The sequence below is a fragment of the Lachnospiraceae bacterium KGMB03038 genome, assembly GCA_007361935.1.
Lineage (GTDB): Bacteria > Bacillota > Clostridia > Lachnospirales > Lachnospiraceae > Massilistercora.
On sequence record CP041667.1, the window covers coordinates 2,988,598 to 3,002,324 of the forward strand.

Sequence of the window (13,727 nt, forward strand, 5' to 3'; positions counted from 1 at the left end):
AGAAAAATTGATCGCATTAATTGGGGCCGGGGGATTTTTAAAAATCCCCCGGCCCCAATTAAAAATGCCCTGTCCCTTTTTGAATGATTTTCTGATATATATGAAAATCTTCTTCTTTAAAGACGTCAATGATTACTTTTTCCAATCGCAGATGGGTTAACGTCCGGTCTATCGTATCCAGAGCAATCTGAGCGGCTAATTTATTTGGAAAGTGAAATTCACCGGTAGAAATGCAGCAAAACGCTACTGTAGCAAGATTCTTTTTATCAGCCAGGCGCAAACAGCTTTGATAGCAATTTTTCAATTCTTCCTTCTGCTTCTCAGTTACATCCACGCCAACCATCGGCCCCACCGTATGGATCACATACCTGGCCGGCAGATTATAACCCGATGTGATCTTGGCTTTTCCGGGCTTTTCTTCCTGTCCCTGTTCCTCCATCAGTCTGGCACACTCGTTGCGAAGCTGAATTCCTGCGGCGGAATGAATCGTATTGTCAATACACCCATGGCAAGGGACAAAACAGCCCAGCATCTGGCTATTGGCCGCATTCACGATCGCGTCGGCCGCCAGGGTGGTAATGTCTCCTTTCCAGAGCGCGATCCGATTGGCGTTCCGCAATTCTGTCTGTGGATATATTTCTGCCGCCGTTGGTATATCTTCGGGATAGACAATTCCCTTCTCTTCCGCCTCTTCTTGCAGCAGTTCGTCCTGCAGCCGCAGGTATTCTTCTCCTGCCTCCCCCGGCCAGCGCACATTCATCAAGCTTCGCAGGAGTCTTCGCTTTTCCTGACAATTTCCCGGCTCCTGGATCACTCCATAGCCTGGGCACTCCTTTTTTAATAACCGGATCAATTTATCCACTTTTTCTTCTCTGGTCATAGAACTCTCCTTTTTTCTATTTCTCTTATTATAACACAGGATATTCCTGATCTTTCCGTGTTTTCTTTCTATTCCATTTACATTTTCAGTTGTGAAGCTAATTTTCTTATGTTATAATTTTTTAAATACGTACTGATCACAAAGGGTAACACCTGCGGGAAAAGGCGGCTGGATTCAACCATTTTAGGACAGGGAGATTCTCTGTTCTTTTCGGACCCGATGCCTAAGTGCGCGGGTCCTTTTTCTATGATCGCCGCCCATTTCCGCAAGGGAAAACCTGGGCTTTATTCTGACTGCGAGGTGATATATGTGGATGATCTGCGCTCCCTTCTCTATCGGCTGAAGGACCAGCGTTCTCTTACAAAAGAAGAATGGACGGCTCTCATCGCCGGACGGACTCCGGAATTGGCGGAAGAGCTCTTTTCCCTGGCACGCCAAGAGCGGCACACCTGGTACGGCCATGACATTTACATCCGGGGACTGATCGAATTTACCAATTACTGCAAAAACGACTGTTTCTACTGCGGCATACGCAGAAACAATAGAAACGCTTCCCGCTATCGGCTCTCCAAAGAAGACATCCTCTCCTGCTGCCAGCTCGGATATGAACTTGGCTTCCGCACTTTCGTCCTGCAGGGCGGGGAAGACGGATATTTCACAGACATCCGGATGACAGACTTGATTGAATCCATTAAGAAGCAGTATCCTGACTGCGCGCTGACTTTATCTATCGGCGAAAAATCTTACGAGTCCTATCAGGCTTATTACAACGCAGGCGCAGACCGCTATCTGCTGCGCCACGAAACCTTTGATTCCAAACATTATGCCAAACTGCACCCTCCATCTCTGACAGCCGGGAACCGGCAGGAATGTCTTTGGAACCTGAAACGCATCGGGTATCAGGTAGGAACAGGATTCATGGTGGGTTCTCCTTTTCAGACCCCGGAACTGCTGGCGGAAGATATGCTTTTTATCCAAAAACTGCAGCCTCAGATGGTAGGAATCGGCCCTTTCATCCCACACCACGACACTCCCTTTGCGAAAGAACCGGCAGGAACTCTGGAATTGACTCTTTTTCTGCTGGGGCTTCTTAGGCTTATGCTTCCCAAAGTGCTTCTTCCGGCTACCACCGCTCTTGGAACCATCCATCCCAAAGGCCGGGAACTGGGAATCCTGGCCGGGGCCAATGTAGTCATGCCCAATCTGTCGCCCGCCAAAGTACGGGGCGATTATCTTCTGTACGATAACAAAATCTGCACCAATGAAGAAGCCGCGGAATGCCGCGCCCTTTTGGAAAAGCAAATGGCAGCGATCGGCTACCAGGTAGTCACAGCGCGAGGCGATTCCAAAATGCAGACACATGTACTGACGTTTGAAGAAACAACGTCCGTCAATATATCACATCATTTTTAAAAAGGAGGAAACCACCCTATGTATGACGTAAACTCAAAACACGCGGATGATTTTATCAACCACGAGGAAATTCTGGAAACTTTGGCCTATGCTGACGCAAACAAAAACAATAAAGAACTGATCGAATCCCTGATCGAGAAAGCTTCTCTGCGCAAAGGTCTTTCCCACCGGGAGGCTTCTGTTCTTCTGGTCTGTCAAGATGAAGATCTAAACCAGAAGATCTACAAGCTGGCGGAACAGATCAAGAAAGATTTCTATGGGAACCGAATCGTGTTATTTGCGCCCCTTTATCTCTCTAACTACTGCATTAACGGCTGTACTTACTGCCCCTATCATATGAAAAATAAGCACATTGCCCGCAAGAAACTGTCCCAGGAGGAAATCCGCCGGGAAGTGATCGCTTTGCAGGATATGGGCCACAAACGGCTGGCGTTGGAGGCCGGTGAGGACCCGGTACATAACACCATGGAGTACTACCTGGATTCTATCAACACGATCTACAGCATCAAACATAAAAATGGAGCAATCCGCCGGGTAAATATTAATATCGCCGCAACCACCGTGGATAATTATCGGCTGCTCAAAGAGGCAGGCATCGGAACCTATATCTTATTCCAGGAGACCTATCACAAAGAAAGCTACCTGGAACTTCATCCTACCGGACCAAAGCATGACTATGATTACCATACAGAGGCAATGGACCGGGCAATGGAAGGCGGCATTGACGACGTAGGCATCGGCGTGCTCTTTGGTCTTGACAAATACCGCTATGAATTTGCCGGACTACTGATGCATGCGGAGCACCTGGAGGCCGCATTCGGCGTGGGACCTCATACCATCAGCGTTCCCCGTCTTCGAAACGCGGATGATATTGACGCCAGCACATTTACAAACGGCATCGATGACGATACCTTCGCCAAGCTGGTAGCCTGCATCCGCATCGCTGTACCTTACACTGGAATGATCATTTCCACAAGAGAGAGCCAGAAAGTCCGAGAGCGTGTCCTTCATCTTGGCATCTCCCAGATCAGCGGCGGCTCCCGTACCAGCGTGGGCGGATATGTGGATCCAGAGCCGGAAGAAGAAAATTCCGCTCAGTTTGATGTGATTGATAACCGGACCTTAGACGAAGTAGTCCGCTGGCTTATGGAAATGGACTACATTCCCAGCTTCTGCACCGCCTGCTATCGGGCCGGACGGACCGGCGACCGTTTCATGTCCCTGTGCAAGAGCGGGCAGATTCAGAACTGCTGCCATCCAAACGCACTTATGACGCTGGAAGAGTACCTGATGGATTACGCCTCCCCGGCGACAAAAGCCATTGGCGATAAACTAATCGATAAGGAAGTTCTCAACGTGCCGAACGAAAAAGTGCGGGCAACCGTAGAAGAAAATCTCCGGTTGATCCGGGAAAATAACCGGCGGGATTTCCGGTTTTAATCAATTGGGGACGTAGTAAACTTCAATTTTACTACGTCCCCAATTGACAAATGCCCTGTACCTTTTTGACAAAATGAAAGGAGTTTTCTTATGAGTTTAAATACCACACCTTCAGCGGAACGCACTCATATCGGGATTTTTGGCCGGCGCAATGCCGGTAAATCCAGTCTGATCAATGCTCTCACTGGTCAGAGTTTGGCTATCGTCTCGGAAGTTAAAGGCACCACCACCGATCCAGTCCTAAAGGCTATGGAGCTTCTGCCTCTTGGCCCTGTCGTTATGATCGATACCCCTGGTTTGGACGATGAGGGTAATCTAGGCGCCCTGCGTATACAAAAAGCCTATCAAATTTTAAACAAAACCGATATTGCCATTCTGGTGATCGACGGCACGTCCGCCCCCTCCCCAGAAGATCTGGATATCCTCTCCCTCATTCAAAAGAAGGGGATTCCATTTCTTGTGGTCTTAAATAAGGCGGATCTGATTTCCTCCTCAGAAACAACAGTCAAAAAGGCGGCGGATATTCTTCAGGTTCAGCCGGAAAAATTATTTTGGGCCAGCGCTTCCAGCGGTTCTCACATTCAGGAATTAAAGGAAGCTATTGCCTGTCTTGTCCCAGAAGAAGACCAAACCCGCAGGATTGCCGCCGACCTTGTACAACCTTTGGACTTTGTCATTCTTGTGGTTCCTATTGACAGCGCGGCTCCAAAAGGCCGGCTGATCCTGCCCCAGCAGCAGACTATCCGGGACCTTCTTGAAGCCGGCGCCGTCTCCATTGTTGTCCGTGAAAGCGAGCTTGCAAAAACTCTTGCGAAACTTGACCGCAGGCCAGACTTGGTCATTACTGATAGTCAGGCCTTCCAGGAAGTAGCTTCCATCGTTCCAAACGATATCCCACTGACTTCATTTTCCATTCTATTTGCCCGATATAAAGGGAATCTGGAACTTCTGGCCGCTGGCGCAAAAACCCTTGATTCTCTGGAAGACGGCGACCATATTTTGATTTCCGAGGGCTGTACCCACCACCGCCAGTGCGAAGACATTGGGACAGTCAAACTCCCTCGCTGGATCCGTACACATACCGGAAAGGAGCTAAGCTTTGATTTTACCAGCGGCACCGAATTCCCGCAGGATCTCCAGCGCTACCGCCTCATCATCCACTGCGGCGGCTGCACCCTTAATGAACGGGAGATGAAATACCGCTTGAAATGCGCGGAAGATGCCGGCATTCCTATAACCAACTACGGAACAGCCATTGCGTATATGAAAGGAATCCTGGCACGAAGTCTGGAAATCTTCTCCTGATTGTTCAAAAAGGTACAGGGCAAAAGTTAATTTGGGACGTAGTAAAATTAAAGTTTACTACGTCCCAAATTAAAGAATTCTTCAGATTTACTAAAAATCTTTTTCAGTTTTCTCCCCTATAATCGAATTATCAAATGATTCGAGGGGGATTTCTCATGAAAATGTACGCCAATGAAAAAAGCAGCGCTGTCCTTTCTATCTACCCATTCTCTGAGATTGGCTTTGAACGCGCTTACAGTCTTTCATCGTTATGTTTTATCTTTTTTTCTTTTTCTATGGCCGGATGGCTATGGGAAGTGTTTTTACATATCATCATCGATGGCAAATTTATCAACCGGGGCGTTTTATTCGGCCCTTGGCTGCCAATCTATGGATGCGGCAGTGTTCTGATCCTTTTAGTCCTGAAACGCTGGCGCGGCCAGCCCTTACGCACATTTGGCCTGATCCTTTTATTATGCGGCACTTTAGAATATTTCTCCGGACTATTTTTAGAGACGTTCTTCCATGCGAAATGGTGGGATTACTCAGACATGATCTTGAATCTCCACGGGCGTGTCTGCCTGGAAGGACTTATTATTTTTGGCATTGGCGGCTTGGTCTTGATCTATTTCGCCGCGCCCAGAATGGATAATTGGTTTCAGCGGCTCGCGCCAAGGGCAAGGCTTTGGTTTTGTTGTATCCTGACGTTCCTGTTTCTCTGTGACCTGGCCAGATCCATTCTGGCTCCAAATATGGGCTTTGGAATCACTGCCTGAAATCTCAGTTCAGTTCATCCCATACCATAAACGCCCCTACCATACTCCTGGCGTCTGCCTCCATCGCAGCCTTGGCCATCTCCGCAAATCCAAGCCGGAGCGCGTGATAAGTAGCCATATGCTGCCGCACCGCCCCTGTCAGGATCCTCTGCAGATCCTCATGTTTTAACGCATGATACAGCGAATTCCGATAATAGAAAATTCTTCCCTCGATTTTCTGATACATTTCCTGAATCAGCCGATTCCGGCTTGCCTGGATGATAAGAGCGTGGAAATGATGGTCGCAGATGGAGTGTTCCAAGATATCTGAAGTCTTCTTTCCCCGGCTGGCCTTCTGATATCTGGTAATCCAATGTTTCAATTCTTCCAATTCCTGGTCTGTGATCAGAGAGGCCGCCAGGTACGCAGCATGTCCTTCTATCGCCAGCCTGGCGTCCATGATCTGATAACATTCGTCTTTGGTCAATCTGGCCACGACCGATACCCTGTTGGCAGCCTTATAGATCAATCCTTCCTCCACCAGCCGGGCAAGCCCGTTCCGTACCGGAGTCCGGCTGACTCCCAGATCTTCCGCGATCTTGCTTTCATTCAGTTTTGAGCCAGGGGCGATACGAAGGCCAATGATCTCCATCCGCAAAGCCTGATAAATTATATCCTCCAAATGCAGGAACGGATTTTCTTTCATCTGTGTCTGCAGGCTCTTTTTATCCATACGCTCCCCTCGCTTTTTCCATTTTGCCTTAATCTTAAATCAAAAAGAAACATGTGTCTATCCAAAAACATTTCTTTCTCTATACCTCCTTTTTGTACATTTTCAAAAACAAAGTTTCCTTGCTGCAATCATAAATCGTCTGAAAATTGACACTATTTATGTATTTATGGTAAATTTTTCTAAATTTAATCGTTGTATTTATTATTTAGAAAGGAGATTACAGCATGGAAAATCAAACAAAAAGTAATGCCGGTATCTCAATCCTGCGCTATGCGGGAACTTATATCGGCGCCGTTATCGGTTCCGGCTTCGCCAGCGGGCAGGAGCCTCTTCAGTTCTTCGCCTCCTATGGATACTGGGGAATCCTGGGCGCGATCCTGGTGATCGTTCTTTTCGCCTGGTACGGCTATCTCTTCATGGCGGCAGGGTATAAGCTTCAGACATCCACTCACCAGCCTGTCCTCAATTATCTATGCGGAAATGTGGTCGGCCGAATTTTCGACTGGATCCTGACCTTCTTCCTCTTCGGAGTTCTGGCAATCATGATCTCCGGCGGGGGAGCGGCCTTGAATCAGTATTTTGGTCTTGACCTGATGATCGGAAAAGTAATCATTACCATTCTGGCAGTTGGAACCATCCTTTTCGGATTCCGTTCCGCCTTAAGCGCCCTTGGTTTTCTCTCCACAGTCATCATTGTTGTAACGCTTGCCATTTCTCTTGGAACGGTCTGCGCCAATATGCCTGGGATCGCCAAGGCCGGTGAGGCCATCCAGGGTCTGGAGCTTTCCCAGGCAACGCCATTTTGGCTTCTGTCTGTATTTACATACGTTTCTTACTGTGTCCTTCCCGTCTTATCCGCCTGCGCCACCATCGGCCACGGTGAGAAAGACCCGAAAATCATTAAGAAATCCGCCTTCATCGGAGGCGCGGCTCTGGGTGTGGCAGTGCTCTTCATGGTACTGGCGCTCCTCTCAAGGATTCAGGATGTGGCCGGATATGAGATTCCTTTCCTGGAAATCGCAAGACAGATGCATCCTGCCATTGGATTCCTCTTCACTTTAATCCTTCTGGCCGCCATTTACACCACCACCGTTCCGATCCTGTACGGATTCTCCATCCGGTTTGCCGAAGAAGGAACCACACGTTTTACCATTGTTACGGTAGTTGCTTCCGTCATTGCCTTCATTGCCGGAATGTTCCCCTTCAGCACTCTGGTGGGAACGGTCTATCCGCTTCTTGGATACATTGGCATGATCGTTATGATCGCCGGAGCTTATAAAATGTTTATCAAAAAAGATCTAAAGCTGACAAAAAAGGAGGAGGATTAATCATGAGCAATACTGCACACAAAGGCGACTGGGTACGCATTGAACAGATCATACTTACCCCTGACCAAAGGCTTGAGACCCTTCCAGAGGCAACCCGCAAAGTGCCGCTGAAATGCTGGACCAATGGGTTCCTGGAAGATGACGAGGCAAAGATTGGCGATACCGTCCAGATCAAGACCAATATCGGAAGGGTCATTACCGGTACTTTGTATGAACTCTGGCCCAAATACGATCATAGTTTTGGCCGTCAGCAGCCCACTCTGATCCACGTAGGGGAAGAATTGGAAGACATTTTGAAGGAGGAGGATTAACATGGGAAAACAACAGGCAGTTTCTGAAACCGTTGGAAGAAACAAAGAAATTTTATTTAAATCTGTTAACCTGAACTACGATGAATTCAAGAAGGAACGATTGGCCTGGGACTATGAAAAGCTGATGGATTCTGTAGGCTACAGCCTGGACGAGATCCGCAAGATCCAGCAGGAGGTCTATGTAGGAAACACTCCCCTTCTGGAACTGAAAAATATGACCCGGCTGATCCGTAAAATTTCAGAACCAGGCAAAGGCGCCCGCATCTTTTTGAAAGATGAAGCCAACAATCCTACCGGCAGTTTCAAGGACCGCCGGGCAGTCCTCCCTGTTTATGAGGCCAAGAAAAATGGATATCCGGGCGTGATCGTTTCCTCCAGCGGAAACTATGGCGCGGCCGTGGCTTCTCAGGCTGCCCGCCGGGGCATCAAATCCATCGTTGCTCAGGAAGTCTATGACGACGCCGGAAACGGCCAGCCTGAATCTCTGGAAAAAGGCCGTGCCTGCGAAGCGTACGGTTCCGAGATCCAGCAGTATACAGTAGGGCCTGAAGTATTTACATATGTCATCTTAAACTTGTTGGATGAGACCGGATATTTTAGTTCCTCCCTTTATCTGCCCCACAGCATCGCCGGCATTGAGACCATCGGCGCAGAGATTATGGAACAGACCCTTGCCCAGACCGGGCGGCAGCCGGACGTAGTCATGGTCACCCACGCAGGCGGCGGAAACTTTACCGGAACCGCCAGAGGCATGTTAAAATCCGGCTACACCGGGAAACTCTGCGGCGTATCCGTAGATCTGCGGGATCTGGATTCCCACGATGACAGCCAGTTTGCTAGGAAATCCTTCTCCACCGGACATACCGGCTATGGCTACACTTCCTTAAGGAATCCGGAAAGCGTGGACGTACCTCTGAACGCGGCCCGGCCATTAAGATACATGGACGCTTACTATACCGTGACCCAGGGAGATGTTTACTACATCACGGAGCTGCTGGACCGTATGGAAGGACTGCAGAGAGGCCCTGCCGGAAACACATCCCTGGCCGGAGCATTTGCCCTGGCCCGCCAGATGGACGAAGACCAGATCATCGTTGTTCAGGAATCCGAGTACACAGGCGCCGGAAAATCCCACACCGCCCAGCTTACCTTCGCGGAAGACCACGGTGTAAAAGTCTACCGGGGCGATACCAATGAGGAGCGGCCGGGAGAATCCATCGTCATTCCAGAATCGCCACAGGATATCCGCATCCGCGATATCGATCTGGATAAGATCCGCCAGCAGTATCTTGAGATCAACGTAAAAGAAAAAGGCTTCGATAATATTACGCCGGAAGAACTGGCCTTCCTGGCAGCCGAGACTCATCAAAGCGAAGAAAAGACAAAAGAAGAATTGACCGCAATGGGAATTCATATCGTATAATTCATCGGGGCCGGGGGATTTTTAAAAATCCCCCGGCCCAAATTAAAAATGCCCTGTCCCTTTTTACACTTTTATCTGTTCCATCACTTCCCCAATAGGCGCCGCGATAGTCAATTCTGCTCCCACTTCTCTTGCCGTAGCGCTCTTATTGATCACCACCAGGTGTTTTCCGCGGAAATAATCGATAAATCCCGCCGCGGGATAGACGACCAGGGAGGTGCCGCCGATGATCAATGTGTCCGCCTGGCTGATAGCTTCTATACTTTTGCGGATCAGCCCGGAATCCAAACTTTCTTCATAGAGCACCACATCTGGCTTGATCAAGCCTCCACATTCACAGTGCGGAACTCCTTCCGAATTCTTTACATAAGCCGCATCGTAGAATTTCCCGCATCTTTGACAATAATTTCGATGGATACTTCCGTGTATCTCATAGACTTTTTTACTTCCCGCCGCCTGATGGAGTCCATCGATATTCTGGGTGATGACTGCCAGAAGCTTCCCTGCCTGTTCGAGCTGGGCCAGCTTCATATGGGCCGGATTGGGCTTTGCGTCCAGAAACATCATTTTTGTTTTGTAGAATTCATAGAAGGCTTCTGTATCCCGCACAAAAAAGCTGTGGCTGACAATCTGCTCCGGAGAATACCTGTATTTCTGCCGATAGATCCCATCGGCGCTGCGAAAATCTGGAATCCCGCTTTCTGTGGAAACTCCCGCCCCGCCAAAAAACACGATCCGTTCACTGTCGTCCGCGATCTCCTGTAATCTTGCCGCTTCTTCCTCATACATGAGACATCCCTCCTATCTTACCCGCGATGGTCCTGTTTGCTGTAACCGGTGAAAAATTCCGTCAATGCATCCAGCGTTTTTACCAAAACGGGGAGTTCCTCTTTATCCAATTTCTCCAGGATTGCCTGGGTCATTTGCCGATGATAATCCTCATGATGCCGGTAAGCCCGTATCCCTTTTTCAGTCAGGCTGACGAAGACGACCCTGCGGTCTTCCTCGCTCCTATGGCGCTGCGCGTATTTCTTATTGACCAGACTGTTGACCGCTGTTGTAAGCGTCCCTACCGTAATATTTAATTTTTTCGCGATCGCAGACATGTTCCGCCCTTCTCCCAGTCCAATAGCCTCGATCACATGCATGTCATTATTGGTCAGATCCTTGAATTCTTCTGTGATAATGGCTTTTTCTTCCAGTTCCCAGATTTCATTGATCAGATTTACCAGTACGCCGTTGATCACCTTATACGCCTCGTCCATCCTTTGCCATCCTTCCAAATTGCCCGTCTTGGTCTACAGTTTCATTATACGCTTTCCGGTATCAGAGAAGCAATGACTTCTTTCACCGTTTCCAGCCGTTTTGCTCGCCAGGCGTCTGCCCCGCAGAATAGAAGCCCGTTTTCCACATCTCCCTCTGCCGCGTGGATCAGCGCGTCGGTGATACAATAAGGAATCCTCGCCGGATCGCATGTATGGAGACAGCCGTGGCATGGAGTATGAGGAATCTGCTCTCCGGCTCCGACCCGCTCCATCAGCGGATTTCGAATTGCCCTTCCCGGCATTCCCACTGGACTTTTTACAATCAAGATATCTTCTTTGTCCGCGGCCAAATACGCCTCCTTGTAACGAATATCCGCATCGCACTCAAAGGTGGTCACAAACCGGGTGGCTGCCTGGATCGCGTCCACCCCCAGAGAAAACGCGTGAGCCGCCGCTTCTTTGGTGGAAATCCCGCCAGCCAAAGCCACCGGGATCTTCTGCCCGGCTTCCGCCTCATATTCCCTGACCGACCGAAAAATCCGTTCTACTTCCCTATCGTAAACCGCGGTTCCATATCCATAAAGGGCAAGCTGTTCCTCTGCAAATCCTAAGTGCCCGCCTGCCGCCGGGCCTTCGATCACCAGAAGATCCGGGACTTTGCGGTATTTCCTCCACCAATATTTCAGGATCAAACGGGCCGATTTCTCTGTAGAAATGATCGGCGCCAGTTTTACTTCAGATCCCGCCGCGATCTTCGGCAGATCTGTGGGCACGCCCGCTCCGGAAACAATGAGATCCGCCCCTGCCTGGATCGCGGCTTTTACATATTCTTCATAATGCCGCATTGCCACCATGATATTAAATCCGATAATGCCTTTCGGAGCAAGAGCCCTGGCCTTTTCGTATTCTGTCCGGATCGCTCTTAGGTTTGCCCCTTTTGGATCTAAGTCAAAGTCCGGTTCCCGATAACCGATCTGGGCGGCAGAGATAATCCCTATGCCGCCCTCCTTCGCAACTGCCCCGGCCAAATTGCCGAGGCTGATCCCAACACCCATGCCCCCCTGGATGAGCGGGACTTTTGCCTCCATATTCCCAATTTTCAATGGTCTTATTTCCATATTCTTCTCCTATCTTACATCCTGCGGAACCTTTCATACCTTCTAGAAACCAGTTCTTCCGCCGAAACCTGCCTGGCCGCCTCCAAAAATCGCCCGATCTCCCGTTCCATAGGTCCGGTCACCTCCCGCAGATTCTGCACGGTATAATGGGCCGGCTCTGAAAATACGCGTTCCACGATCCCCATTTCATACAGATCCCGGGCCGTCAGACGCATGACCTCTGCCGCTTCTTTTGCCTTCCCGCTGTCCTTCCACAGAATACTGGCAAATCCTTCCGGTGACAGAATAGAATAGATAGAGTTTTCCAGCATCCAGACTTGATCTGCTGTCGCCATGGCAAGAGCGCCGCCACTTCCTCCTTCTCCAATGATGATAGATAGGATCGGGACGGTAAGCCCAGACATCTCGTAAATATTTCTTGCGATCGCCTCACCCTGTCCCCGCTCTTCCGCTTCCAGCCCGCAGAACGCTCCCGGTGTATCTACAAAACAGATCACCGGACGGCCAAATTTCTCCGCCTGTTTCATCAGGCGCAGGGCCTTGCGGTATCCGTCCGGAGAAGGCATTCCAAAATTACGCTCGATATTTTCCTTTGTATTGGTTCCTTTCGCCTGAGCGATCACTGTCACCGGCTTTCCGTGAAAGCGGGCAATTCCGCCTATGACAGCCTTATCATCGGCAAAATACCGGTCTCCGTGGAATTCTATAAAATCCGTAAACAGAGCGCCAATATAGTCGCTTCCCACCGGCCGGTCTTTCATCCGAGAGATCTGCACCCGGTCCCAGGCAGCCGCTTGATTATGGGTATGGGAATCTTCCATATTTGCCATACTGTCCCCGGATATCTCGCCCTCCTGGCTCTCCCTGTCAGATCCGCCGCTTTCCTCTGTTACGTCTTGCTTTCTTACATGCCCTTCCGTTTCATGAAGTTTCAAAATCTGGGAAAGCGTTTCTTTTAGCTGGGGACGCTCCACAATCCCGTCAATGAATCCGTGTTCCAGCAGAAATTCAGAGCGCTGGAATCCCTTAGGCAGCTTCTGTCCGATCGTCTGCTCAATCACCCTTGGCCCCGCAAATCCGATCAAAGCCTTTGGTTCTGCCAGGATCACATCGCCCAGCATGGCAAAGCTTGCCGTTACCCCGCCGGTGGTAGGATCTGTCAGCACACTGATATAAAGAAGCCCCGCATCACTGTGGCGTTTCAAGGCCGCTGAAGTCTTGGCCATCTGCATAAGAGAAGTGATTCCTTCCTGCATCCGGGCGCCGCCGGAGCAGGCAAATAAGATCACCGGAAGTTTTTCCTTGGTGGCCCGCCCTGCTGCCCGGGCAATCTTTTCGCCTACCACCTGACCCATACTTGCCATCAGGAAACGGCCGTCACATACGCCAATGACCACAGGAGTCCCATTGATACGGGCTTTCCCAGTAATGACCGCCTCATCCAGTTTTGTCTTTTCCCGGATAGTCTTAAGTTTTTCCTCATATCCCTTATAATGGAGAGGATTCCGGGTGGCCAATCCCTGGTCCCATTCTTCAAATGTCCCTTCATCCGCCACCATCTCAATGCGCCGATACGCATGGACGCGGAAATATCCGCCGCATTTAGGGCAGATATAATACCCCTGCTTCACATCTTCCGCAATGATCGCTCCCCCACATTTATTACATTTCCGAAGCAGTCCTTCCGGCACCTCAGGTCTTTTCCCGCCAATGGAGATATATGCCTTTCTAGCAGAAGAAAGTCTTGTTTTTTTGAACACATTATCTAATTTCATTT

The 13,727-nt window shown here is 49.6% G+C and carries 13 protein-coding genes; 7 read left to right on the forward strand and 6 right to left on the reverse strand.

Annotated features, from left to right (window positions below):
• Positions 1-58: 58 nt before the first annotated feature.
• Complete coding sequence (locus FND36_14740; GenBank protein QDW75183.1) at positions 59-880, reverse strand: protein-ADP-ribose hydrolase; 822 nt, start codon at positions 878-880, stop codon at positions 59-61.
• 309 nt (positions 881-1,189) lie between these two features.
• Between FND36_14740 and hydE the strand changes: the two genes are divergently transcribed.
• The 4 genes from hydE to FND36_14760 all read left to right on the forward strand — a co-directional run bounded on the left by hydE (position 1,190) and on the right by FND36_14760 (position 5,793).
• Positions 1,190-2,293: a [FeFe] hydrogenase H-cluster radical SAM maturase HydE gene (hydE, locus tag FND36_14745; protein QDW75184.1), complete on the forward strand. Its 1,104-nt coding sequence runs from the start codon at positions 1,190-1,192 to the stop codon at positions 2,291-2,293.
• Between the two features lie 18 nt (positions 2,294-2,311).
• Positions 2,312-3,733 carry a [FeFe] hydrogenase H-cluster radical SAM maturase HydG gene (gene hydG / locus FND36_14750; protein ID QDW75185.1) on the forward strand — a complete coding sequence of 474 codons (1,422 nt, stop codon included), beginning with the start codon at positions 2,312-2,314 and terminating at the stop codon, positions 3,731-3,733.
• A 90-nt stretch (positions 3,734-3,823) separates the two neighbouring features.
• Complete coding sequence (gene hydF / locus FND36_14755) at positions 3,824-5,038, forward strand: [FeFe] hydrogenase H-cluster maturation GTPase HydF (protein ID QDW75186.1); 1,215 nt, start codon at positions 3,824-3,826, stop codon at positions 5,036-5,038.
• A 155-nt stretch (positions 5,039-5,193) separates the two neighbouring features.
• Positions 5,194-5,793 (forward strand): putative ABC transporter permease, encoded by a 600-nt coding sequence (locus FND36_14760; protein QDW75187.1) that lies wholly within the window; start codon positions 5,194-5,196, stop codon positions 5,791-5,793.
• Between the two features lie 4 nt (positions 5,794-5,797).
• Here the strand turns inward: FND36_14760 and FND36_14765 are convergent, their stop codons facing one another.
• Entirely contained in the window at positions 5,798-6,505 is a 708-nt protein-coding gene (locus tag FND36_14765; GenBank protein ID QDW75188.1) for a GntR family transcriptional regulator, read from the reverse strand.
• Positions 6,506-6,729: 224 nt separating this feature from the next.
• Here FND36_14765 and FND36_14770 point away from each other — a divergent pair, with 224 nt between their 5' ends.
• The 3 genes from FND36_14770 to FND36_14780 are packed head-to-tail and all read left to right on the forward strand — an operon-like array spanning position 6,730 to position 9,567.
• A complete protein-coding gene (locus FND36_14770; protein QDW75189.1) occupies positions 6,730-7,833 on the forward strand; it encodes a beta-carotene 15,15'-monooxygenase in 1,104 nt (367 codons plus the stop codon).
• Positions 7,834-7,835: 2 nt separating this feature from the next.
• Positions 7,836-8,144, forward strand: coding sequence for a 2-amino-4-ketopentanoate thiolase (locus tag FND36_14775; protein QDW75190.1), 309 nt, complete (start codon positions 7,836-7,838; stop codon positions 8,142-8,144).
• A gap of 1 nt (position 8,145) precedes the next feature.
• Entirely contained in the window at positions 8,146-9,567 is a 1,422-nt protein-coding gene (locus FND36_14780) for a PLP-dependent lyase/thiolase (protein QDW75191.1), read from the forward strand.
• A 63-nt stretch (positions 9,568-9,630) separates the two neighbouring features.
• Here FND36_14780 and FND36_14785 read toward each other — a convergent pair whose 3' ends face one another.
• Genes FND36_14785 through FND36_14800 form a run of 4 tightly spaced genes read right to left on the reverse strand, consistent with a single transcriptional unit; the run spans position 9,631 to position 13,725 of the window.
• The gene (locus tag FND36_14785) at positions 9,631-10,356 is read right to left on the reverse strand and encodes an NAD-dependent protein deacylase (protein ID QDW75192.1); all 726 of its coding nucleotides are present in this window, start codon (positions 10,354-10,356) and stop codon (positions 9,631-9,633) included.
• A gap of 17 nt (positions 10,357-10,373) precedes the next feature.
• Positions 10,374-10,832 carry a MarR family transcriptional regulator gene (locus FND36_14790; protein QDW75193.1) on the reverse strand — a complete coding sequence of 153 codons (459 nt, stop codon included), beginning with the start codon at positions 10,830-10,832 and terminating at the stop codon, positions 10,374-10,376.
• A 44-nt stretch (positions 10,833-10,876) separates the two neighbouring features.
• Positions 10,877-11,950, reverse strand: a complete 1,074-nt coding sequence (locus tag FND36_14795) for a nitronate monooxygenase (GenBank protein ID QDW75194.1) — start codon at positions 11,948-11,950, stop codon at positions 10,877-10,879.
• A gap of 14 nt (positions 11,951-11,964) precedes the next feature.
• Entirely contained in the window at positions 11,965-13,725 is a 1,761-nt protein-coding gene (locus tag FND36_14800) for an acetyl-CoA carboxylase carboxyltransferase subunit beta (GenBank protein QDW75195.1), read from the reverse strand.
• Between the last annotated feature and the right edge of the window lie 2 nt (positions 13,726-13,727).